The 20,206-nt window shown below is 56.8% G+C and carries 26 protein-coding genes; 17 read left to right on the forward strand and 9 right to left on the reverse strand.

Annotation, left to right across the window (positions count from 1 at the left end):
* Window positions 1-54 precede the first annotated feature (54 nt).
* Together HMPREF2804_RS00790 and HMPREF2804_RS00795 are read right to left on the reverse strand one after the other, a co-directional pair.
* Window positions 55-408: a HepT-like ribonuclease domain-containing protein gene (locus HMPREF2804_RS00790; protein ID WP_013398022.1), complete on the reverse strand. Its 354-nt coding sequence runs from the start codon at window positions 406-408 to the stop codon at window positions 55-57.
* A complete protein-coding gene (locus tag HMPREF2804_RS00795) occupies window positions 405-707 on the reverse strand; it encodes a nucleotidyltransferase family protein (protein WP_048755342.1) in 303 nt (100 codons plus the stop codon). Before HMPREF2804_RS00795 ends, HMPREF2804_RS00790 begins: the two co-directional genes overlap by 4 nt.
* Window positions 708-775: 68 nt before the next feature.
* Here HMPREF2804_RS00795 and HMPREF2804_RS00800 point away from each other — a divergent pair, with 68 nt between their 5' ends.
* From HMPREF2804_RS00800 to HMPREF2804_RS00830, 7 genes are all read left to right on the forward strand, one after another.
* Window positions 776-1,099, forward strand: coding sequence for a metal-sensitive transcriptional regulator (locus tag HMPREF2804_RS00800; protein WP_141750922.1), 324 nt, complete (start codon window positions 776-778; stop codon window positions 1,097-1,099).
* A gap of 55 nt (window positions 1,100-1,154) precedes the next feature.
* Window positions 1,155-1,370 (forward strand): heavy-metal-associated domain-containing protein, encoded by a 216-nt coding sequence (locus HMPREF2804_RS00805; RefSeq protein ID WP_070626928.1) that lies wholly within the window; start codon window positions 1,155-1,157, stop codon window positions 1,368-1,370.
* Window positions 1,371-1,372: 2 nt separating this feature from the next.
* The gene (locus tag HMPREF2804_RS00810) at window positions 1,373-1,810 is read left to right on the forward strand and encodes a hypothetical protein (RefSeq protein ID WP_070626929.1); all 438 of its coding nucleotides are present in this window, start codon (window positions 1,373-1,375) and stop codon (window positions 1,808-1,810) included.
* An 89-nt stretch (window positions 1,811-1,899) separates the two neighbouring features.
* Window positions 1,900-4,299, forward strand: a complete 2,400-nt coding sequence (locus HMPREF2804_RS00815) for a heavy metal translocating P-type ATPase (protein WP_070626930.1) — start codon at window positions 1,900-1,902, stop codon at window positions 4,297-4,299.
* Between the two features lie 172 nt (window positions 4,300-4,471).
* The gene (locus HMPREF2804_RS00820; protein ID WP_048753603.1) at window positions 4,472-5,164 is read left to right on the forward strand and encodes an O-methyltransferase; all 693 of its coding nucleotides are present in this window, start codon (window positions 4,472-4,474) and stop codon (window positions 5,162-5,164) included.
* Between the two features lie 72 nt (window positions 5,165-5,236).
* Window positions 5,237-5,665, forward strand: a complete 429-nt coding sequence (locus HMPREF2804_RS00825; protein ID WP_070626931.1) for a DUF2703 domain-containing protein — start codon at window positions 5,237-5,239, stop codon at window positions 5,663-5,665.
* Window positions 5,666-5,797: 132 nt separating this feature from the next.
* Entirely contained in the window at window positions 5,798-6,457 is a 660-nt protein-coding gene (locus HMPREF2804_RS00830; RefSeq protein WP_070626932.1) for an NAD(P)H-dependent oxidoreductase, read from the forward strand.
* Window positions 6,458-6,745: 288 nt separating this feature from the next.
* Here HMPREF2804_RS00830 and HMPREF2804_RS00835 read toward each other — a convergent pair whose 3' ends face one another.
* Window positions 6,746-7,006, reverse strand: coding sequence for a hypothetical protein (locus HMPREF2804_RS00835; RefSeq protein WP_070626933.1), 261 nt, complete (start codon window positions 7,004-7,006; stop codon window positions 6,746-6,748).
* A 471-nt stretch (window positions 7,007-7,477) separates the two neighbouring features.
* On the opposite strand from HMPREF2804_RS00835, the gene HMPREF2804_RS00840 reads away from it, so the two are divergent.
* The 9 genes from HMPREF2804_RS00840 (at window position 7,478) to HMPREF2804_RS00875 (ending at window position 11,931) form a co-directional block, all read left to right on the forward strand.
* Window positions 7,478-7,738 carry a GlsB/YeaQ/YmgE family stress response membrane protein gene (locus HMPREF2804_RS00840; protein ID WP_037231409.1) on the forward strand — a complete coding sequence of 87 codons (261 nt, stop codon included), beginning with the start codon at window positions 7,478-7,480 and terminating at the stop codon, window positions 7,736-7,738.
* A gap of 370 nt (window positions 7,739-8,108) precedes the next feature.
* Complete coding sequence (locus HMPREF2804_RS00845; protein WP_070534802.1) at window positions 8,109-8,591, forward strand: Asp23/Gls24 family envelope stress response protein; 483 nt, start codon at window positions 8,109-8,111, stop codon at window positions 8,589-8,591.
* 33 nt (window positions 8,592-8,624) lie between these two features.
* Window positions 8,625-8,801: a hypothetical protein gene (locus HMPREF2804_RS11035; protein WP_004005823.1), complete on the forward strand. Its 177-nt coding sequence runs from the start codon at window positions 8,625-8,627 to the stop codon at window positions 8,799-8,801.
* Window positions 8,801-9,220, forward strand: a complete 420-nt coding sequence (locus HMPREF2804_RS00850; RefSeq protein ID WP_048755351.1) for an Asp23/Gls24 family envelope stress response protein — start codon at window positions 8,801-8,803, stop codon at window positions 9,218-9,220. Before HMPREF2804_RS11035 ends, HMPREF2804_RS00850 begins: the two co-directional genes overlap by 1 nt.
* Window positions 9,217-9,765 carry a DUF6286 domain-containing protein gene (locus HMPREF2804_RS00855; RefSeq protein WP_048755352.1) on the forward strand — a complete coding sequence of 183 codons (549 nt, stop codon included), beginning with the start codon at window positions 9,217-9,219 and terminating at the stop codon, window positions 9,763-9,765. Before HMPREF2804_RS00850 ends, HMPREF2804_RS00855 begins: the two co-directional genes overlap by 4 nt.
* Window positions 9,766-9,778: 13 nt before the next feature.
* Entirely contained in the window at window positions 9,779-10,417 is a 639-nt protein-coding gene (locus HMPREF2804_RS00860; protein WP_070626934.1) for an Asp23/Gls24 family envelope stress response protein, read from the forward strand.
* 2 nt (window positions 10,418-10,419) lie between these two features.
* Window positions 10,420-11,067: an RNA polymerase sigma factor gene (locus HMPREF2804_RS00865; RefSeq protein ID WP_070626935.1), complete on the forward strand. Its 648-nt coding sequence runs from the start codon at window positions 10,420-10,422 to the stop codon at window positions 11,065-11,067.
* Entirely contained in the window at window positions 11,064-11,600 is a 537-nt protein-coding gene (locus HMPREF2804_RS00870; RefSeq protein ID WP_070626936.1) for an Asp23/Gls24 family envelope stress response protein, read from the forward strand. Before HMPREF2804_RS00865 ends, HMPREF2804_RS00870 begins: the two co-directional genes overlap by 4 nt.
* Entirely contained in the window at window positions 11,590-11,931 is a 342-nt protein-coding gene (locus HMPREF2804_RS00875; RefSeq protein WP_070450653.1) for a transcriptional regulator, read from the forward strand. The genes HMPREF2804_RS00870 and HMPREF2804_RS00875 overlap by 11 nt, the downstream gene beginning before the upstream one ends.
* Before the next feature lie 179 nt (window positions 11,932-12,110).
* Here HMPREF2804_RS00875 and HMPREF2804_RS00880 read toward each other — a convergent pair whose 3' ends face one another.
* The 3 genes from HMPREF2804_RS00880 to HMPREF2804_RS00890 all read right to left on the reverse strand — a co-directional run bounded on the left by HMPREF2804_RS00880 (window position 12,111) and on the right by HMPREF2804_RS00890 (window position 15,497).
* On the reverse strand, window positions 12,111-13,613 hold the full coding sequence (locus HMPREF2804_RS00880; RefSeq protein WP_070450655.1) for an MATE family efflux transporter: 1,503 nt from the start codon (window positions 13,611-13,613) through the stop codon (window positions 12,111-12,113).
* Window positions 13,614-13,803: 190 nt separating this feature from the next.
* A complete protein-coding gene (locus HMPREF2804_RS00885) occupies window positions 13,804-14,184 on the reverse strand; it encodes an RNA-binding S4 domain-containing protein (RefSeq protein ID WP_004005831.1) in 381 nt (126 codons plus the stop codon).
* 92 nt (window positions 14,185-14,276) lie between these two features.
* The gene (locus HMPREF2804_RS00890) at window positions 14,277-15,497 is read right to left on the reverse strand and encodes an ABC transporter permease (RefSeq protein ID WP_070626937.1); all 1,221 of its coding nucleotides are present in this window, start codon (window positions 15,495-15,497) and stop codon (window positions 14,277-14,279) included.
* Between the two features lie 168 nt (window positions 15,498-15,665).
* On the opposite strand from HMPREF2804_RS00890, the gene HMPREF2804_RS00895 reads away from it, so the two are divergent.
* On the forward strand, window positions 15,666-16,262 hold the full coding sequence (locus HMPREF2804_RS00895; RefSeq protein WP_070534678.1) for a TetR/AcrR family transcriptional regulator: 597 nt from the start codon (window positions 15,666-15,668) through the stop codon (window positions 16,260-16,262).
* A gap of 121 nt (window positions 16,263-16,383) precedes the next feature.
* Here HMPREF2804_RS00895 and HMPREF2804_RS00900 read toward each other — a convergent pair whose 3' ends face one another.
* The 3 genes from HMPREF2804_RS00900 to HMPREF2804_RS00910 form a co-directional block, all read right to left on the reverse strand.
* Window positions 16,384-17,133, reverse strand: coding sequence for a DUF6891 domain-containing protein (locus HMPREF2804_RS00900; RefSeq protein WP_070626938.1), 750 nt, complete (start codon window positions 17,131-17,133; stop codon window positions 16,384-16,386).
* 179 nt (window positions 17,134-17,312) lie between these two features.
* Window positions 17,313-18,974 carry a glycerophosphodiester phosphodiesterase gene (locus tag HMPREF2804_RS00905; RefSeq protein WP_070626939.1) on the reverse strand — a complete coding sequence of 554 codons (1,662 nt, stop codon included), beginning with the start codon at window positions 18,972-18,974 and terminating at the stop codon, window positions 17,313-17,315.
* 402 nt (window positions 18,975-19,376) lie between these two features.
* A complete protein-coding gene (locus HMPREF2804_RS00910; protein WP_041321625.1) occupies window positions 19,377-19,889 on the reverse strand; it encodes a PTS sugar transporter subunit IIA in 513 nt (170 codons plus the stop codon).
* Window positions 19,890-20,206 lie beyond the last annotated feature (317 nt).

Here is a 20,206-nt window from a genome sequence, read left to right on the forward strand (position 1 = left end):
GAGTGCAGCAGTGTTTCTGCGCCCCGGGGTTTTTCTGTTTCAGCCTACGACGGGTTACAGGTCGGGAAGAGATGATGCCTGCAAAGTCTCCAACTCTTGCATCACACCTGATAGGTGCTGTGAAGCTATGCGCCACACAATATTGAGGTCGATATCGCCGTAACCATGAGAGATAACATTACGCAATCCGATCAGGCGGTGCCAGCTCTCACTATGGTGAGCCTGGTAATAATCAGGAAACTGCTGACGAATTTTAGACAGATTCTCGCCCATTTCCTGCAGCCGCATACAAATAGCATCTTGTATAAGCTCTGATTCAAAAAATGCTTCTGCAGACTCTGGGGTGTAACGCTGCACGCGTCTGCCTGCATCAAGCGCCATGATGATGTAAGGGTCTGGAACTTTCACAACGGCAGCTCCATCAAGTCGGGTTCGATGTAAGGGCGAAAAACAGGCTTAATAGAGGTCAGTACGTCGACCGGGTACCCTGTAATCTGCTCAAGCTCCTCAGATAACCGCAACAATACGCCGTAATCTGGGGAGTCTTTCATCTCTATCAAAAAATCAAGATCACTGGCGGGGGTAAGCTCGCCGCGTGCCGCGCTGCCGAATAGGTGCGCTTTAACCACCCCATACTTCCGCAGGGTATTGAGCACCGTTTGCTCGTGCGGAAGCGTATAGACCGATTGAGGGTGTGGTGCACGCATAAAGCCAATATATCAAATCACTTTCACCACCTCTTGAGATATACCCCTCTAGGGTATACACTGGATCTATGACAAAGCGTGATTCCTCAGCACAGCCACACGGGTATACACCAAACAAGGAGGCGCATTTGAAGCGCCTGCGCCGCATCGAAGGGCAAGTGCGCGGTATCGCCCGCATGGTAGAGGAAGACAAGTACTGTATTGACGTGCTTACTCAGGTCGCGGCGGTTTCCAAAGCACTCCACGCGGTCTCTCTCAACCTACTCGAAGAACATATGGGGCATTGCGTCACCAACGCCGCGATTGAATCCGAACGCACAGGTGATGCGACGATCGTTGAGGAGAAAATCAAAGAGGCAACCGCCGCAATATCCCGCATGATGCGCAGCTAACACGCGGGCGGCACATCCACAAGTTTTGTAATTCCAAAAAATCGGAAGGAACATCATGGCAACCACCACCGTCAAAGCAACCGGCCTCACCTGCAACCACTGCGCCATGAGCGTGAGTGAAGAAGTCGGCGAAGTTCCGGGCGTCACCGGCGTGAACGTAGACGTGGTCAAAGACGGCGTTTCGACCGTCACCATCGAGCACGAAGGCACCCTCAACGCACAAGCCGTAGCGGATGCCATCGTTGAAGCTGGCTTCACTCCCGCTGTCTAATCATGGCGTATTCTCCGCAGTATCAGGCAATGGCGGTCGGGGCGGTGCGCGCACTGATGGGCACCGAGAACATTCACCTGACCGAGGCGATTTCCCGCGTGGCACGGCAGATGGGGCTCGACCCTGATCTGCTGGATGCGTGGGTACGCGACTCCACCCCCTATACGGCGCGCGAAGATCAGCGCGGGCTGAAACGGCGGGGCGCATCGCGTATACATTCCTCACAGGATCATGCGGCGAATACCCCCGCTGACGGCACCGGCGATAAGCCGCATCCCGGTGTGCACGGCACCGCATACGACGCCCTCGCTCAACGCCGCACATTCAGGCGTGCTGCCGTCACGCGGGTTCGCGGGGTGAACGATCGAGGCTCGAAACTAACTGGGCAGCGACCGCGCAGCAACCGTGCCGATGGACTGCCGGACGAAGGCGAAGTATAGATCAGGGCGGCCTGCGGCAGGCGCATCCGCAGCAGGCAAAACCCGAAGACAGCACAGCATCGTGAGCATTGAGAACAGAGGCGAAGAACATGGGTAACTCAACTCAAACAGCATCCACCACAGCTGAGAACGAGCGTTCTCTTTTCGATTCCTCGGCTAATGGCGGGCAGACGCGCATTATCCACCTGGATGTTCAGGGCATGACGTGCGCATCCTGCGTGGGCCGCGTGGAACGTAAACTCCGCAAAATTCCGGGGGTTGATCCCGCCGTGAACCTGCCGCTGGAGTCTGCGCGCGTGATCGTTCCCGCCGATATTACCGATGAACAGATCATTGAAACGGTCAATAACGCCGGGTATACGGCATCGCTCAAAACCGAGGTTCGCGATGCAGAGTCCGAAGAGACGACCAACGCGCGCAGTGGGGGCTTGGGGTGGCGCATCGTTGTGGCGTTATTGCTGGGTGTGCCGATTTTCTTGATTTCGATGTTCCCCACGTTCCAGTTCCCGCACTGGGGCTGGGTGCTTGCGCTTATCACGCTGCCGGTTGCGGTCTATAGCGCCGAGCCGTTTCACCGCGCCGCTCTCACGAACGCACGCCACTTCAGCAGCACGATGGACACGCTGGTTTCTCTCGGGGTGATTGTCGCCTACCTGTATTCACTCGCGCAGCTGTTCATGAACCCCGGGCTGACCGAGCATGTTCACCCCATGCAGGGGGGCATTCTCGGCATGTTCTTGAGCGGTAACCATGCGCCACTGTATTTTGATTCGGCGTCGATGGTGACTTTATTCCTGCTGATCGGGCGGGCAGTTGAGCACCGCACACGAACCCGCTCTTCTGAGGCTCTGCGCACCCTGCTGAGCTTGGGAGCACGCACCGCGACCCTGCTTCGTACCGACAAGCGGGGAACCACGCGCGAGGTGCAGATTCCGGTCGAGGATCTCCTTCCGGGAGACGAATTTCTGGTGCGCCCGGGTGAAAAAATCGCCACCGACGGCACGGTTATTGCAGGGTCTTCCGCCGTGGACGCCTCCCTGCTGACCGGCGAATCGGTGCCTGTCGAGGTTTCGGCGGGCGATGCGGTCACCGGCGCAACCCTGAACACCTCCGGGTCGCTGACGGTGCGCGCAACCCGCGTGGGCTCTGAGACGACGCTCGCGAAAATGGGCGAGCTGGTTGCCGCCGCTCAGGAAACGAAGGCACCCATCGCGCGCCTTGCCGACCGTGTTTCTGCGATTTTCGTGCCAATAATTCTGGTGATTTCGCTCCTGACCCTTATCGGGTGGCTGGTTGTATCGCACGATGTGCCGCGTGCGTTCAATGCGGCGGTTTCGGTGCTGGTGATCGCCTGTCCGTGCGCACTCGGTCTGGCGACCCCCACGGCGCTGCTGGCGGGCACCGGGCGCGGCTCGCAGCTGGGCATACTGATTCGCAACGCGCAGGTGCTGGAAACTACGCATACAGTGAACCGCATCGTGCTGGATAAAACCGGGACCGTCACCGAAGGCACAATGCGCGTGGCACGCTTTGGGACCTTCGACGATTTCACCGACATCACGGCCGAAAACGCCTCTTTAAAGAGCGAACGTTCTGTATCTATTCTGAGCGATGCCGCAGCCGTGGAGGCGCTGAGCGAGCATCCAATAGCCCGCGCTATTGCGCGTTTTGCAACAGAAAACTATGGGGCGTTTCTCGGTACCGTCGAGGGGTTTGAGGGCGTGCCTGGAGGTGTGCGCGGTGAGCTTGTGCCCGCCGGGACCGACGGGGAGTCCCGCCGCCTGGTGCTGGTGGGCACCCCCGAATACCTGCTGCAGACAGGCGTTGCACTCACCGAGAAGCAGCATCAGATGCTCGCGCAGGCGCGCTCGGAAGGGCTGACCACTGTGGCTGTGGCTCGCGCGATCGGCACGAAGGCCCCGCAACCTGTGGGGCTCATCGCACTGGCGGACTCCCCCAAGCCCGAGTCGGCGCAGGCTATTGCCGAGCTTCACGAACTGGGCTTAGAGCCCGTACTGCTGACCGGTGATGCCCCCGAGGTTGCCCAGGCTATCGCATCCAGCGTGGGGATTAAGCCGGAGAATGTCTTCGCGGGGGTCACACCCGAACGTAAATCTGAGGTTATCGCGCAGCTTCAGGATGAAGGCTACCGGGTGGCGATGGTTGGCGACGGCGTGAACGATGCGCCCGCCCTGGCTCGCGCGGACCTGGGCGTGGCGATGGGCTCGGGTACGGATGTTGCGGTGCAGGCGGCGGATATTGTGCTGATGCGTTCGGATATGCGCGCGATCCCCACGTCGCTGCGGCTTTCGCGGGCGACTTTGCACACCATCAAGTCGAACCTGTTCTGGGCGTTCGCATACAACACCATCGCGGTGCCGGTCGCGGCTGCGGGGCTGCTGAACCCGATGATTGCGGGCGCAGCCATGGCGTTCAGTTCGGTGTTTGTGGTGCTCAATTCGATGCGCCTCACCCAATTTGAGCGGTAGCCCAGTTTGCGGCGGCGAGCTTCGGCTTTTGTGCGTCTTCACGCAAATCCCTTGTACTCCCCTGCTGACGCTGGCATGATAAGAAGAATCATATGGCCGCACTGTATTTCAGGGGTACACCTCTGAATTTTGTGGTGCAGGTAATACGCGCCGAAGCATCCGGGAGATTCACATGCCCAAACTAACCCCGCAAATGTTCACATTCCTCAACGACCCACCGGTCGAAGACACACTCTATGACCTCTACGACGCCACGCTCAAGCAGGGCAAGCGCATGTTCATACATTTTCTGCCGAAAATCCACCAGATTTTAGGCAGGGGGATTGATTGGGAGACCGAGAACGAAGATTTTTATACCGATAAATACATCCCCATAACCCCGCAGCAGGGCGAGTTTCTGTATATGCAGGCGCTGGCGAGCGGCGCGCGGAATATCGTTGAGTTTGGTACATCCTACGGTATCTCGACGCTGTATCTTGCCGCCGCCGCAAAACGCAATGACGGCCGTGTGATCACCTGCGAATATGTGCCTCATAAGGCTGAGGCCGCGCGGAAAAATTTTGAGCGGGCGGGGCTTGCGGACTATATCGAGCTACGCGAAGGCGATGCGCTGAAGACCCTACAAGACCTGGATTTCAGCCCCGATTTTGTGCTTCTTGACGGGTGGCCTGACCTGGTGCTTCCCGTCTTTCAGCTGTTGGAACCGCATCTTGCCGACCGCGCCGTGATTGCCGTAGACGATGTTGAGGGATTTGGTCCGTCTATGGAGGATTACCTCGACTATGTGCGCACCCCCGCCAACGGATACGTCTCAGTGACCATGCACCCGAGCAAGGCCCTGGAATACACCGTAAAAGTGGCGTAAACACTGGCGTGCCCACGCCCCATCTCATCACAACCGAATAGATTATAGTTTCAAAAGGAAAGGTAGTCCCTGATGAAAACTTTACCTATTATCTGGCAGCACCTTGTCAATACCGAAAAACAAACCTGCTCACGGTGCGGTACAACGGGTGAGGAGCTGCGCAAGGCTTTACAGGTATTGGAAGCTGAGCTCTTGCCTCAGGGTATTCAGCCTCATCTGGAAATCCGTACAATGAGTGAAGAAGAATTCTTGACTCATCCTGAGGAATCCAATCGTATCTGGATTATGGGTGTACCCCTGGAAGATCTAGTGGGTGGGATACAGGGAAGCAGCACCTGCGACGATGTGTGCCACGGTGAACAGTGCCGAACCGTCGAGTCCCAGGGGAAAACATATGATGCAGTTCCAGCCTCTCTGATTGTGCAGGCCGCTCACCAGGCTCTTTCACCCGAAAAACTAGTTGAAAATCAGCGGCGGTTTGTCCAAACGATATGTTGTTAACCGTGAGAGCTCATCGAAAGCATTTGCTGGGCAACGCAGTCAATCACGCTGTGCGAAAAAACCGGCGGGAGGCGCATCCCTGCTCGATATACTAAATTCCGTCATAGAAACCCAGCACAGAAAAGGAAAACCATGATTCTCACTCGTGAACAAGCACTCGAAATTTTCAAGCGCCGCGTTTCTACCCGCTCCTACGACCCTGCCCGTACAATCAGCGATGAAGACTTCAACACAATCCTTGAGTTTGGGCGCCTCTCCCCCAGCTCGGTTGGTTCCGAGCCGTGGAAATTCCTGGTGATACAGAATAAAGAGCTGCGCGAGAAGCTCAAGCCTATCGCCTGGGGTATGGCAAACACGCTCGATGACGCCAGCCACGTGGTGATTATTGTGGCGAAGAAGAACGCCCGCTACGATTCCGATTTCCTGCTGCAGGCGCTCGCGAAGCGTAATCTTCCCGAAGACCAGATGCAGATGGCGCTGGACAGGTACAAAAAGTTCCAGGTACACGATATGAAGATCGCCGACGACGAGCGTGCCCTTTTCGAGTGGACCCGGAAGAATACCTATATTGCGCTGGCGAATATGCTTACGGGCGCAGCGATGCTCGGCATCGATTCCTGCCCCGTTGAAGGCATAGACTACGATGCGGTCACCCAGCTCCTTATCGAGGAAGGGCTTCTCGACCCTGAGGATTACGGCGTATCCGTTGCCGCGACCTTCGGCTACCGCTCGCGCGAGATCGACCCGAAGCCGCGCAAACCGCTCGATGAGCTCGTTGTGTGGGCCAAGTAGTCTGCTCTCTTTGAGTTCCCGCGCGGGGCTCTTATCTGGGGGCTGGGTATCAGGTACTTAGTAGCCTGCCCGGCCCCCTAATTTACCCGGTTTCTGCACTCACTGGGCGCACCTATGCGCTGGAGCTTCACCCGTGGAACGAATCGGTACTGCGTTCCGTGCCGCTGGTGCATGAACACGGAATTTCCCCGCTAACCCCGCTCCTGGGACAGGTTTTCGATGCGCACACGGTCAGCGAAAACTGGTTCGCCGGGTAGCTTCCCGCCCGGGTCTCTTCGTACCGGCCAGCTATTCTTCGCGGTGTTCCCGGTATTTATCGTATGCCGTGCGACCAAGTTTCTTACCGGTTTTTGTGGCGATTTTGCGTTCCGCCTTATGGGCGGCGCGCTGGGAGGTATCGCCCGAATCCCGCATAATACCCTTGAGAATAACGGCACCGATAGCCACGAACGCGATAACAACAACTGCAAGCACAACGGGGAGTATCCAGCCGGGCGCATCAGCCTGTTCGTTGAGGGTATCGTGGGCAAGAATGTTCAGAAGTATCACAGAGCCTCCTCGTTCTTATACTGCGCTTGCTTCTTTCCACTATAAAACCTGTGCTCACAAGGCGCTTTATACGGCATCGCGTTCGCTCAAATATCCAAAATTATGCGTGAATTTCGCGCCCGCGAACGATACCCTTCCCCACCTCCCTGTCCCACGGCACCAGGAGGCAAGAGGCGAACAGAAGGACTTAAGAGCTCCCTTCACGCTAAGGGTGATGTAAAACACTTATAGAACGCGTGAGGATTTGCGCGCTCATGGCGTCTTCATATCAGCGCCGTAGGCTTGAGAGACGACGGCAGGCGATAACAGCCCCGTCGAATCACGCAATATGTGACAGTAAAGGCAGCTGAAACCCCGGCTGCTTCTGAACTTTCAGGCGGAACCTCACCGATCTGCGCACTTAAGACCCCATATCATCATCCGTTCAGGCGCGCCCGCGCTATGACGGATACTCACAAAGGAAGAACCATTATGCTTGGACTCATCGGAATGATCATTGCCGGCGCTATCATCGGCGCTCTGGCCCGCCTCATCATGCGAGGTCACCAGAACATCTCGGCACTGTGGACCGTTATCTTGGGTGCTGTTGGCGCATTCGTTGGCGGAGGGATCGCGAGCTTCTTCGGCGTTGCAGATACCGCTGGTATCGACTGGATTCGCTGGATCCTCTCCATTATCGCCGCCATTGTCGCAATCTCCATATACCTAAGCGTAACCGGCAAAAAGAACTAATAGTCCATATTCTTGCGTCGCTTCAGCATCGCAGAAATAAAGCAAAAGCGGGTTATGCAGAAGCTATTCCCAGCTTCCGCATAGCCCGCTTTGGCGTATATGAGGACTACCCGCACGATAGGCAGCTGAGCCGAGCAAACATAGGCAACAATCGTGTTTGTACACGCTCATCAACACAAAGTGGTATATATCACCATTTTGATTCGTGAGGAATTCAGTGCCTCAAGCGTCTTTATAGTAGCGTCACCATCGACCGCAACAACGGATAAAGGGCGTGGGTAGCGCCCGAACTCCCCAACCGTCGATGCGTGCCGCAAATATCAAACATCATAATCCGCGTAGCGGAGAAAACACACGAAATGAGGCTCTCATGAGCGATAACTCCATTCCCCAAACCGGTCAGCAGCGCGAGCGCGAAAACAACAAGGAAACCCAGCAGGACAAGACTCCTCGTGGTCCCCTACAGACTTCGCACGGTGTAACCACCATTGAAGAGAACGTTGTTGCCAAAATCGCTGGCATGGCAACCCGCGAAGTTCCCGGTGTGTACGATATGGGCAATGCCGTACGCCGCGCCTTCAGCGCCGTGACCGACCGCATCCCCAACGCCCAGACCAATGTTGCTGGCGGTATTAGCGTCCAGAAGGGCGAGACCCAGGCGGCCGTAGATGTCACCGTCGTGGTCGAATATGGAGTCTCCATTGTGGAAGTAGCCAATGCTATCCGCCGCAACATTATCGAGCAGATTGAGGGGACCACGGGGCTAGAGGTAGTAGAGGTCAATATCGACGTCACCGACGTTCACCTGCCCGACGACGATTCCGACTCCGCTGACTCTGCCGATCTCAAGTAATCTACTCCGACGTCCCCGATCTGAGGATCTTTTATGAAGACAACACACCTGGCCCTTTTGGTGGGCCTATTCCTGGGAACAATTCTTGCTTTCGGTTCCTTCGCCGACTTCATCCTGGTGGCGCTATGCGGCCTGGTTGGAACGGTGGTGGGTCTTTACCTGGAGGGCCGGGTCGATGTCCAAAGCATCCTTAATCGATGGAGGAAGTAATGACGGAGACCAATACACAGCCCGCTGCTGTCAGTGCCGAGGGCTCTCTGTCTGAGGTCCCTCGGCAGGAGCAGCGCGGCGTCACCGTCATTCCCGCCCAGGTTGTTGCGCAGATCGCGGCTCAGGCTGCCTACGAGAGCGCAAATGTGGGCTCGAACGCCGGAGGGCTGCTCGGGATCGGGGCACGTCGAAATTTCCATTCACGCCCCGAGGCAAAGTGTGATCTCTACGGTCAGGTTGCTGTCCTTCACCTAGATCTCGGCCTTACCTTCCCTACAGCACTGGTTTCAACTCTGCAACAGGTGCGTGAGCATGTGAGCCAGCGCGTCGAGCACTTCACCGGGCTGAGGGTTGAGAAGATCAACATTGAGATCTCCTGGCTCAATCCGAACAACCAGGTAAGGAGGGCTCTGCGATGAAAACCCCCGTACAAAATCTCATCCGGCGCCCATCGCGGAGTTTGCCCGTCATTATCCTGGCGTTACTGCTCCTCATCGTAGGAGGGCTGGGAATCTGGGCGCTGGGAAACCGGCTTCTAAACGGGGCGTGGCCGAATGGAACATCCTCAGCAGTCAGCGGGCTCGGCTCCACGATTATAGGGTCGCCAGCGGTACTCGCGGCAGCCTGCTTTGTGATCGTATGCAGTCTGTTCATGTTTCTCCTGGCTCTGTGGCCGGGGGCTTTTGAACGCACTGAGGTTCTTGCAGATAACGTACCCGGTCAGACAGCCATTTCACGCCGTGACCTAGCAAGGCTGGTACAAGCCCATGTCGAGCGGGTCGATGGTGTTCACAGCGCTAGGGTTCGAGTCCGTCGAACGCGCGTGAATGTGACAGTGTTCAGCGTTCTGGATGACCTCGAACCTGTGCGTCAGGCCGCACAGAAGGCAGCTGAGCAGGCTATACAGACTTTGAAACCCGTCGGAGCCGCACACAGCCGAGTGCGTATCCAGCACACGAGCTGAAAGAGAGAAAACCATGCGTTCGGTATCTGGAATTCTCAATAGGATAGTCCTTGCGGTAAGCGGTTTGCTCATCGCGGCGATAGCCCTCTGGCTTATGGCTTCCGGCATGGGTGTGGGTCAGTCATGGCCCGCGCTTAGCTCGGTCCTCGCCAAAGCTGATACCCGGGTCGATACCTGGGTCGGACCTCAGGCACACTGGCTGTTGCCAGCCGCCGTCCTCGGGTCGATTCTTCTCGTCGCGTTTGGCTTGGTTCTGCTCATTAAGCAGGTACCCCGTAAGGCTGCCGCGTCCCCCTTGCGCCTGACGGGATCCGACGGCACACTTCTGGCCACACTCAGCCCCGATGTCATAGCCCAAGCGCTGTCTGAGCGAGCCGAAGACGTTCCTGGGGTTCAGCGGTGCTCAGTATGGGTCACCGGCTCACCCAGCAACCTGTGGGTACAGGCAACCGTCACCGTAGCAGAGAACAGCGAGGTTGCATGGACCGTGAGCGAGCTCAGGAACCGACTTGACCAAGACGTTAGTTCCTCTCTGGGAAAGCATGCTCGTCAGATCGACGTACTGCTGCGCCTAGAACAAGCCACCAAACCCCAGAGTGCAACCCACACTGTGACAGGAAAACACTCATTAGAGAGCGGCGGTTCTAATTAACCATGACCGATGAAAAGCGCAGTAATGCGGGGCAGTCCACCGGTCCGCCCACCGAGCATGTGCCTCATCCCAGCGCTGCGTCTCAGGGTAAAGACAGGTACTTGGTGCTGCGAGCCCAGGACGGTGACATCGACGCCTTCGGAAAGCTCGTCGAACGTTATCAGGGGCGTCTGTTTCGCACCGCCTACATGATCGTGCGTAACCGCCATGACAGTGAGGACATCGTCCAAGAAACCCTTGTTCAGGCGTGGCGGAGTCTTCATCTGCTTCGGGATCCTAATGCCTTCCGAGGCTGGCTCATGCGCATCTGCACTAATAAGGCCACCAGCACTATTCGTCAACTTCAGCGCCGAGCCACTGACCCTTACGATTCAGAGGGTCTTGAGAGCGCGAGCGCCTTACCTAACACAACGTCGACAGCGACCGAGGATCCGGCGCAGTCCAGTGAGGTAAACGCCCAGATAGAAGCATTAGCCAAGCTTTTGGCATCCGCTCCTGAAGAGCTGCGTATCGTCTGGGTGCTTCGAGAGGTTGATGACATGTCCTACGAGGAGATATCCCAAACCCTAAACCTAACCGAATCCACAGTCCGGGGGAGGCTGGCACGCGCCCGTTCCCTCGTCATGCGCCACATGAAGGAGTGGGAATGAGTTCCACCACCCGCATCCCACACGCAGAACCGCGGCACGCGCAGTCGGCTCAGTCTTATGAGCTTGACGAAGCCTCCACACGGGAGTACCTGCGTCTAATCGCTTCACTCCACAAAACCTGGGACACATTGGAAGCACAGTCGAGCGCATCGGTGATGCCTCAGCGCCATATAATGGATGCGGTAATCGCCGAAACGCGCCACGGTGCCCAGGTAGAGATGCCGCCGACCGACTTAGGGCCATATAGTATGTCCGAGTTCTCCCTACGCGCCCTAGTGCGACGCAGTGTAGACTCCGTACCCGGAGCTCGCGCACTCAAGTCTTCCTTCAAACATGCCCCACCCCCCGAAGGTCAGCGAGAGCTGGGGATACCGGACACGATCTTCTGCCGTATCTCTGCACACGTCACAACCAGTAGCCTCCCCCAACTTGCTCAACAGGTTCGTGATGCGGTGCGCCAGGCGTGTTATGAGAACCTAGAATTGTCCCCAACCGTCAATATTCATATTGAGGATCTGCACGATGACGATTAACCTCTCAGCAGCCGAATTGACTCATGTAGTCACGGCCGTTCCCGGAGTGCGCGGCATTGAACCGGGGATCGGCTCCACGCTGAAAGCCATCGGCAGCCGTATGAGCGGCGACCCTGCGGCCGCCCGATTCGGGGTTATCATCGAGTCGGGCGGGCAGAAGGTCATTATCGAGATTGGAATCGACGGCTCCCGTGCGGTCAAAGAAATTGTCCGCGATGTTCAAGAGGCGGTTCTGCGCTCACTGTCGCAAGCAAGTCGAGAGGGCGGCGCTTCGGAATCAGGCTCCAAGCCCCAGCCTCAGGTGAGGGTGCGAGTACAGTCCCTTCTCTGAACGCTGCGTATCGCATAACCGTCTCCGTTTCAGGGAGCACACATACCGCCAAGGGTATAGTCCGTTCGCACATAGATGCCATGGGGTCACCAGTCGATGCCTCAACGCGATGCGTAAGCTAGAAGACCGTGAAAAAACTCGTCTTCAACACCTAAATTCCGCGTACCCCCCCGGAAAAACTATGCTTTAATCCACACATCCGAGGCGGCGCGGCGGCCGAAGATGAATGCACGCACGCCCTGGTACCACAGGATGTACGCCGCCCACAGCCCCAGGTACCCCACCGTGGCACTCAGCAGACCGCCGGAAACCGCCCAGTAGATCCCGAAAATGACGGGCGCATAAACAACCAGCATCACAAATGAGCCAATCGCCAGATATTTCACGTCCTGAGCACCCATGAGGATACCATCAAGAACGAATACATATGCGGCTATTGGCTGCCCCACGCCAATCACGAGGGTAGCCCACGCGAAGAGGGTGGCGACGGGCGCATCCTGCGTGAAAATCCAGTTCCCAAAGAAACCGATCACGGGTGCAACAACGCCGGTAACAACCCCGTACACCAGGCTCATACGCACCAGGCGATTCTTGAGCTCACGCACTTTCGCACGCCCGGATTCAGCCGTCAGATCGCGTTCCCCAAGTTCCTTACCCAGCAGCGCCTGCGCCGCAATTGCAAGGGAATCCAGGGCGAAGAGCAGCAGGTTAAACACGCTCATGCCTAGCTGATATGCCGCCGTCTGTTCGTCGCCCAGGCGAGCCACCACAAATACGGTAGACAGCAGTGCCAGGCGCATCGAGAGGGTGCGCAGCATCAGCCAGGAACCGAGGGATAGCACGCCGCGCATCCCCGCAATATCGGGACGCCACGTCACGCCCTGCGGGCGCATCTTAAGATGAATAAATATACCGAGTGCAAGTGCCATGCCCCACTGCGTGAGCGATGTGCCCGTCGCCGAACCGGCCACGCCCCAGCCGACCGGGTATATCAGCACCCAGTTCAGCGCCACATTCACCACGGTGCCCACACCCGCGACTTTGAGCGGGGTCACGGTGTCTTGCAGCCCGCGCAGGGTACCCATGAGCGCCAAAATCATCATCATGGGCGGAATGCCCCACAGCGAATGGTGCAGGTAGTCGCGCGCATAGCCGATGGTTGCGTCGTTCGCGCCCATGCCGCGCAGCGCAGGGTCGGCAAAGATATAACCCACACCCATAATGAGCAGGCCGAGTCCAAGCGCAACCCACACGCCGTCCACGCCGATGCGGTAGGCGTGCGCCAGCCGATGCGCCCCGAACGCGCGCGCAACCGCCGGGGTCACCGAGTATGCGAGGAAGTTCATGAGCCCCACCACGGTTGTGATGAGGGTTGCCGCAATGCTCATGCCCGCCAGGGTTTCGGTGCCCAGCTGCCCCACGAGTGCGGAATCGGCGAGCACGAACAGCGGCTCGGCAATCAGCGCGCCGAAGGCGGGTACAGCGAGCGCCAGAATCCGCCTGTTGAGCGATTTTTCGGGTTGAGTTTTCCCAGAGTCCGCGCCGCCTTCCCCCAGGTGAAGGGGGATGCTGCCGGTGCGCGGGGTCGCATCCAGCAGGTTTTGGGGTTCGTGCGTGCTGGCGGTGCCGTCGGCTGTGTTCGCGGCGCCTGATGTGTTGGGTTCTGAGGCCTTGTTGCTCATAGGTACAGCCTACTCCCGCAAAGATGGCACGTCAGCGATGCGTTTATCTGTCTCACGCTATGACCGCTTCTTATTCCGCGAGCAGGTGGTTTTTGGTTCGAGCAGGTAGGAAAATCTTACCTGTTCGGCCAAATCCTACCTGCTCGCGGGTCTTAACGACGCTCGCCGGGTGAGAGAAAGCGGAACTGGGTTAGCCTTTTCGCCCCCGCAGTTCGTCTAGGGCACGGCGTTCTTTCTTGGTGGGTCGCCCGGTTCCGCGTTCACGTTTGGCGACCGGCGGCATCGACAGGTGCGCGGGGCGCGGCCCCGAGAGGTCTTCGTAACAGGTGACGGCGATCGGCGCGCCCACCCGTTTGGTGATGAGTTTTTCGACCTTAAACACGCGCTCCCAGCCGGGGTAGCGCACCCGCACGATGTCGCCCCGTTTGAGTTTTTGCGAGGGTTTTGCGGATGCATCGTTCACGCGCACGTGCCCGCCTTTGCATTCGTCGGCTGCGAGCGCGCGGGTTTTGAAGATGCGCACCGACCACAGCCAGACGTCGATGCGGGCGCTGGTGATCTCTTCGCTCATACTTCCCATTCTAGGAACCTCCCCCATGCGGCGCGAGCAGATAGTATTTTGAAAATACTATCTGCTCGCGGATCTACTTGGGGGCGAGGTCGCTATATATTTGCCGCTTTCCAGGGAATCTCCACGTTATCCGGCACATCCGCATTCTGCTCGGTCTTCGTCTCGGTTTTCGCACCGACGCTCGCGGTATCATCCTCTGCGCTCATGTGAGTTGCTCGGCGTTCCTTCCACGCCCAGCCGATCGCCCCAGCGAGAAGGCCGAACCCTGCCCAGCCCAACAGCACAGCCCATTGCAGGGAGTTTGAAGCATCCGGGAAATAGGCGATATTCCGCAGCAACGTGTTGGATGCACCCGGCACCATCAGCTGCCCGAGGGCGCCCCAGGGTGCGGGGATAAACTGCCACGGCATGCTTGCCCCGGAGAGCGGGTTACCCACGAACATGGAGAGCACGGCGCCAAGGCCGATACCGGCGGCATCAACAAATAGCACGGACATTCCGATCATGAAGGAGGCCGTCGCGAAAACGGTCACGCCGAAGGTCGCCCAAAGCGCCCCGAAATCGCCGGGAACAAACCCGAACCAGGTGCCCAGAATAAGGGTCATGAAGAGTCCGCCGATAACCCCGTAGAGTCCTGCAGTCGCGAAGCGTCGCACGGTTCCTTTGACAAGAGAGATACTGAGAACCCCGCCAAGCATACCGCCCATAACAAGCGGGAATGCGGCAACCGCCAGGCCCATACCGTTGGGATCGCCCTCGCCGAGCGGCACAACTGCGGTGGTTTTAACCTGCGCCTGCTGCAGTTTTTCCTGTTCGGTTTTCAGCTGTTCGAGCTGCTGGGCAGCGATGGCTCCTTGTTCACCGCCTGCCTGTACGGCTTTCTGCAGCGCCTGGGTTTTGGCTGCGGTGGCTTTCTGCTGTACCTGAGCGTTCATCTGCTGGGCTACGCCGGTGAGCATCTGGTTTGCGGATGCGTTTGCGGCGGGCGCGGTCATGACTTCGGGTGCTGCGCCTTCGGTGAAGACGATCGCGCCGTAGGTTTCGCGTTCTTTGATCTGCCGTTCGGCGTCTTCGCGCGAGGATGCCTGTTTGAACTCGAAGGTTTCGATTCCTCGATCTTTGAGTCCTTGTTCGAATTGGCTGACGGCTGCTTCCGGTCCCGCGATGGAGACGGGCAGGTTTTTCGCCTCCATGGCTTTAGTAGGCCAGGTGAAGGCAAGAATCACGATGCTGACAATGACGGATGTCAGCGTGGCGATGGCGATAACCTTGCGCCAGGATGAGGGCGTGATCGCCTCGGTTGTGCGTGCCATGAAACTCTCCAAACAAAATATATGTTTTGTTTATCAACACGTAAGACTCTACTCTGAATAAAGACCGGATGCAAACACAATAATCATTTTGTTTATAATGTCACAACAGAGAATATTCATTCTATTTTTATCTAGCGCAAACTCTTCGAAAAGGTATAGTCTTAAGGCATGCCACGTCTGACCGAAGCCACTAAACAGGCACGTCGACGCCAAATTATCGACGCCGCCTTCACGTGTTTTACCGCCAAGGGGTACACCCACACCTCTATGACGGACATCATCAGAGAATCCGGACTTTCTTCGGGTTCCATTTACTCGCACTTCAGCGGCAAAGGCGACATTCTTTACGCCACTGTTCAACAGCGTATCGATATGATCGCTGCAGCTTACGGTGAACTCAAAGACCCCTCCCCGCGCGATATTATGCGCATGATCTTCACCACCTCAACCGTCGAAGCGAACTTCACCTCGATGCTGCGCATCCGTCTGGAATCGTTTACCGTTCCCGAGGTGCAAGAATCCACCAACACGCTTTTTACCACCCTGCACGATATCGTCGCTCAATCACTCACCCCCTGGGGTCAGCGGTATCTTGAGGCAGAGAATAAACGCAAACCTTCTGCCGACGAACTTCAAGCCTTCGTCAACGACACAGCGGATGCGCTCATCCTCACTTTCCAGGGGTTCATGGTGCGCTCAACCCTGTCACCCTCGACCAACCGTGAGCACCTCTTCCAGATTGCACTGAGCCTGCTGCCCGAATAACCTCCCCGCGAGCACCAGTAGAAAAAGACAAAACATAGGGGCGCATCCCGTATAACATACAGGATGCGCCCCTCAACTCACGCGCGACTCCTCCGGCGGACCGCACGCACGGTTTTATAGCTTACGGAATCTCGTAGACCTCAACGTTATCGAGGCGCGGGCGGGTATCGTAGCTACCGTTCCAGGTCACCTTAATGCCGTAGCGTTCCAGCGTGGGGATCACGGTGTCAAGCATCAGTGCGAGTGATAGTTCCTCATGTTTGCGGGTGACGGCCGCGCGCTGTTCATCGCTGAGTTTCTTCCATGCCTCTTCATCGGAGGGGTACGCCTCAAACGAGCCGAAGCCAATGTAGGTGCTCCCGCTTTCCGCCAGATTCTCGGCATCCTGCTGGTGATAGTAGATATAGCCCTTCCATCGGTCAGAGCCCTCACGCTCATCCCAGATGTCGGCGCTGGCGCAGGTTCCGCAGCACGAAAATTTACCGCGCGCAAGCACGCCGTGCGCCTCCAAATCAGCGAAAGCCGCAGCCAAGTTGCCAGAATCACCCGTAACACCCAAACGCTCGGCGAGCGCACGGCGCTCCCTCACGACTTTCTGCGCGTATTGTTCAATATCGTGGTAGAAGTCGCCTTTGACCTGCGATTCGCCTAGAAATTCTTCTAGGCAGTCGTTGAGGTAATCCGCATATTCGCTGGCGTCCTCGCCGGTGAGGAGCAGGAGCATGATTGCATCTTCAAAGTCTTCTCGTGCTTCTTCGGGCAGTTCCCAGGACGTGGGAACGGGTGGAGTGAGTTGCCATTTAAACCATGCGTCCCGAGCTTCGGGGCTCACAGTCGTTACAGCTTTTTTATCGGTGAATGAAGTTGTCATGCCCCTAGAGTAGCACCTAGATCAGCATCGCCTTAACCCCGCCCGAATTGCTACGGTAACCTGTACCTGACGTCAAACAGTTTTTGTGCACTGCCCAACTTATTCTTGGCGAACCCGCGGCGGCTTATCCATCTAATTTTCCGGGTGAATAAGCCGCCCAGGCAGCCTGATTCAAAGGCTTATACCCAAGACTCACGGGCAAGTGCGCGGGTGAGCACGAGCGGACCGCCGGTTGCGTTGCCGTGGTAGCGGCCGAAATGCACGTAGGGGCCGCGGTAGGCGGCATCATGAATCTGCGCGGAATACTGGCCGTTAATCACAAAGTAGAAGTACTTGCCCTTCACCACAATTTTGCCTTCGATGCTCTCGTTGGGCTTGATAGGCTTTTTCAAGTTCATGGTGTGCAGAACCTTACCTTCGCGAGACGCACCCGGCCCGCCGTCAAGACGAATCAGCTGTGCAAGATCGCCCGTCCGGTATTTGCCGTGCTCGTCCCGAACCTTCGCGCCGGGGCGAAGAGCGAGCACATAGCAGCCGTCCTCGGATGCACCCCGGAACTTCCCGGCGATACCGAGCGGACCGTCGTGGCTGCGACCGAACGCCATGTACCCGTAATTCCAGGTGGTTGTGGGCAGTTTCTTATCCCAGTGCATAGCGAATTCGAGGGTGTACTGTTCCCTGTCAGTGGCAGCAGCGAGCGGCCCCAGCAGCAAGGATTCGTCGTAATTCTGCCGGTGCACGATTGCCCCGCGGGTGAAGTCGGGATAATCCTGGGCGTTGGTGATGCTAGAGGGCAGCATACCGTGCTCCCGACGGCCGTTCTCAACGTTGATCGTGGCCTGTTTTTTCCACCCGCACACCCATGACGGGTCGGGGCTCATAAACCCGCGCACGCCCAGGCTCTTGTAGTGTTCGTAGGTGCTTCGGCGGTGCACCTCCCAAACAATCACGGGCTTGCCGAAGCCGACAATGGCACGCACCTTATCATCCGCCATGGAACCGTACCCGGGACCGCGCACGGATTCAAAGTAGGGCACGCCGAGCGCATCCACGTTGTTGGATCCCGCCAGCTGACGGATTCCTTCAAGGCTGTCGTTGGCGTCGAAGTAGCACCAGGTCTGGCAGCCCGCGGCTTTCGCTTGGGCCAGATACTTTGAGTTGGGGTTGAAACCGCCGTGACCGTCGCGGTACATCTTGATCACTACACGATGCGCCAGCCCGCGTTCTTTGATAGCTTTCAACAGATGACCCTGTGCGCGCCAGTCTTTCGCTTCGATGAAGAGGGGAAGGCGCTTGCCGGTGGGGGCGTTGTTGATCGCATCCACGGCCTCTTCAAATGTGGGAATCTGCTCCAGCGGTGTACCTTCACCGAGAGTCTTGCGCATATTGACGTAAACGCCACGCAGTTTTTGCAGGGTAAGATCACGTACTTTGCGATTAAGTCCGGTAACGCGCATCAGCGATTCATCATGAATGCAAACGGGAATATTATCAGCCGTGGTTCGCAAAGAAATTTCGATAGCATCGGCATTTCTTGCAGTTTGAGTATATGCGTATGCGGTGTGTTCGGGATTAATATCGCCCGAACCACGATGTGCTACAAAGAATTCTTTTTGTCTAAGAAAGGTCCAGGCCGCATGTTCCGGGTCAAATTCAATATCTTCATCGAGGATAGGCTGCTGTTCATCATTGACAGGCTGTTCCTTCTCGCCGGGAAGACTTCCTTGAATTCTCGCCTCTGCTGCGGATGCGCCCACCACGGGCATCATAGCGGCGGCAGCGCCAAGCGTGGTGGCGCCAAGAACGGTACGTCGGTTGAGTTTCTGCGAAGAAAGGCTCATGGGTATGAACTCCCAAATACTATATGTTGCTGAGTGAATGAATAGGCGGATGCGTTAAAAAACATTTTCTTGACGCGTCACATAAATAGCATAACTATTTTTTACCTGTAAATCACTTTTGCTTGAGCGAGAAAATTTATCTTTGTCAAATATTTTCCCACGCCTATTTCTTCGAGACAATATCTTTTGCCCGTTAAAAAGTTTTTGTTAAAAAAATATGGTTCCACCGAAAATCGGTGAAACCATATGAGAAAACCTCTTTCGTGAGGTCTGCTCGTCGGCAGCTGCGGCACAAGACCTCACGTAAAGCGAGGCTGCGTAAAGCCGGAGCATCGTGCCAGACAGAGCGAGAAAACCGGCGCCTTCCGCCCTGTCGAAGCATCACAAGGCTCTACGCGTCTTCTACTTCTTGGTCGCTTCCGCCACGTGATCGCCCGCGTTGACGGTACGGCGCTCCTCGGAGTCCTTCACAATATTGAATTTGGGGGTGTTGGTAACCATCACCATCGTCTCCTTGGAGGGAATACGATCCTTAATGGCCTCCCAATCAACCTCAATAATGGGGGCGCCCGCCTCAACCTTATCGCCCACCTTAGCGTGCGAGGTAAAGCCTTCGCCATTGAGATCTACAGTATCGATACCGATATGCACCAGCACCTCGCCGCCGTTATCGGTACGCAGCATAAAGGCATGCATGGTGTCTTGAATCAAGGCGATCGTACCTGCCGCAGGGGCAACGATCATATTCGATGTAGGGTTAACGGCGTAGCCATCCCCCATGACACCCTGCGAAAATACGGGGTCAGAAACTTCAGACAGCGGAAGGTACTCTCCCGTCACCGGTGCCACATAAATATCAGCGGTTGCGGTCGATTCCGTCGGTGCCGCTGCTTTTTTCTTCCCGAAACCAAACATAAGATCTCCTTTGATGTAGTAAACACCCGAAAGATGTCGTTTGTGTAACGACACAGGCAAATACATGTATTTTCCCTTTAGAATACCGTACTCGTCAGGTTTTTGTTACTGTGTCCACCACAGGTCGAGGGATTTTGAAAAAATATTCCCAGCCTGCATAATATGCCGAATTTCCAGAGTATATTTCATGATGCAGCCGCTCAATCAGGCGGCAGACACAGCACTAGAGCTCCGGAGGATTTCGCCGATCGCTCAGTATTTTTGTAAGCCCTCCCTGCATCAGGTAAACACGAGTACACTTAGAGCATATTGAAGGC

Origin of the sequence: Rothia sp. HMSC065G12, assembly GCF_001811455.1 — a bacterium.
In the GTDB taxonomy this organism is placed as follows: Bacteria; Actinomycetota; Actinomycetes; order Actinomycetales; family Micrococcaceae; genus Rothia; species Rothia dentocariosa.

Bases quoted from the DNA above. Each gene is read 5' to 3' on its own strand.
- HMPREF2804_RS00880 (WP_070450655.1), bottom strand. From the start codon at position 13,613: ATGAGCAACAAGGCCTCAGAACCCAACACATCAGGCGCCGCGAACACA.
- HMPREF2804_RS00870 (WP_070626936.1), top strand. From the start codon at position 11,064: ATGAGTTCCACCACCCGCATCCCACACGCAGAACCGCGGCACGCGCAG.
- HMPREF2804_RS00810 (WP_070626929.1), top strand. From the start codon at position 1,373: ATGGCGTATTCTCCGCAGTATCAGGCAATGGCGGTCGGGGCGGTGCGC.
- HMPREF2804_RS00910 (WP_041321625.1), bottom strand. From the start codon at position 19,889: ATGTTTGGTTTCGGGAAGAAAAAAGCAGCGGCACCGACGGAATCGACC.
- HMPREF2804_RS00900 (WP_070626938.1), bottom strand. From the start codon at position 17,133: ATGACAACTTCATTCACCGATAAAAAAGCTGTAACGACTGTGAGCCCC.
- HMPREF2804_RS00815 (WP_070626930.1), top strand. From the start codon at position 1,900: ATGGGTAACTCAACTCAAACAGCATCCACCACAGCTGAGAACGAGCGT.
- HMPREF2804_RS00905 (WP_070626939.1), bottom strand. From the start codon at position 18,974: ATGAGCCTTTCTTCGCAGAAACTCAACCGACGTACCGTTCTTGGCGCC.
- HMPREF2804_RS00845 (WP_070534802.1), top strand. From the start codon at position 8,109: ATGAGCGATAACTCCATTCCCCAAACCGGTCAGCAGCGCGAGCGCGAA.
- HMPREF2804_RS00855 (WP_048755352.1), top strand. From the start codon at position 9,217: ATGAAAACCCCCGTACAAAATCTCATCCGGCGCCCATCGCGGAGTTTG.
- HMPREF2804_RS00890 (WP_070626937.1), bottom strand. From the start codon at position 15,497: ATGGCACGCACAACCGAGGCGATCACGCCCTCATCCTGGCGCAAGGTT.
- HMPREF2804_RS00860 (WP_070626934.1), top strand. From the start codon at position 9,779: ATGCGTTCGGTATCTGGAATTCTCAATAGGATAGTCCTTGCGGTAAGC.
- HMPREF2804_RS00825 (WP_070626931.1), top strand. From the start codon at position 5,237: ATGAAAACTTTACCTATTATCTGGCAGCACCTTGTCAATACCGAAAAA.
- HMPREF2804_RS00830 (WP_070626932.1), top strand. From the start codon at position 5,798: ATGATTCTCACTCGTGAACAAGCACTCGAAATTTTCAAGCGCCGCGTT.
- HMPREF2804_RS11035 (WP_004005823.1), top strand. From the start codon at position 8,625: ATGAAGACAACACACCTGGCCCTTTTGGTGGGCCTATTCCTGGGAACA.
- HMPREF2804_RS00795 (WP_048755342.1), bottom strand. From the start codon at position 707: ATGCGTGCACCACACCCTCAATCGGTCTATACGCTTCCGCACGAGCAA.
- HMPREF2804_RS00850 (WP_048755351.1), top strand. From the start codon at position 8,801: ATGACGGAGACCAATACACAGCCCGCTGCTGTCAGTGCCGAGGGCTCT.
- HMPREF2804_RS00895 (WP_070534678.1), top strand. From the start codon at position 15,666: ATGCCACGTCTGACCGAAGCCACTAAACAGGCACGTCGACGCCAAATT.
- HMPREF2804_RS00840 (WP_037231409.1), top strand. From the start codon at position 7,478: ATGCTTGGACTCATCGGAATGATCATTGCCGGCGCTATCATCGGCGCT.
- HMPREF2804_RS00820 (WP_048753603.1), top strand. From the start codon at position 4,472: ATGCCCAAACTAACCCCGCAAATGTTCACATTCCTCAACGACCCACCG.
- HMPREF2804_RS00885 (WP_004005831.1), bottom strand. From the start codon at position 14,184: ATGAGCGAAGAGATCACCAGCGCCCGCATCGACGTCTGGCTGTGGTCG.
- HMPREF2804_RS00875 (WP_070450653.1), top strand. From the start codon at position 11,590: ATGACGATTAACCTCTCAGCAGCCGAATTGACTCATGTAGTCACGGCC.
- HMPREF2804_RS00805 (WP_070626928.1), top strand. From the start codon at position 1,155: ATGGCAACCACCACCGTCAAAGCAACCGGCCTCACCTGCAACCACTGC.
- HMPREF2804_RS00865 (WP_070626935.1), top strand. From the start codon at position 10,420: ATGACCGATGAAAAGCGCAGTAATGCGGGGCAGTCCACCGGTCCGCCC.
- HMPREF2804_RS00800 (WP_141750922.1), top strand. From the start codon at position 776: ATGACAAAGCGTGATTCCTCAGCACAGCCACACGGGTATACACCAAAC.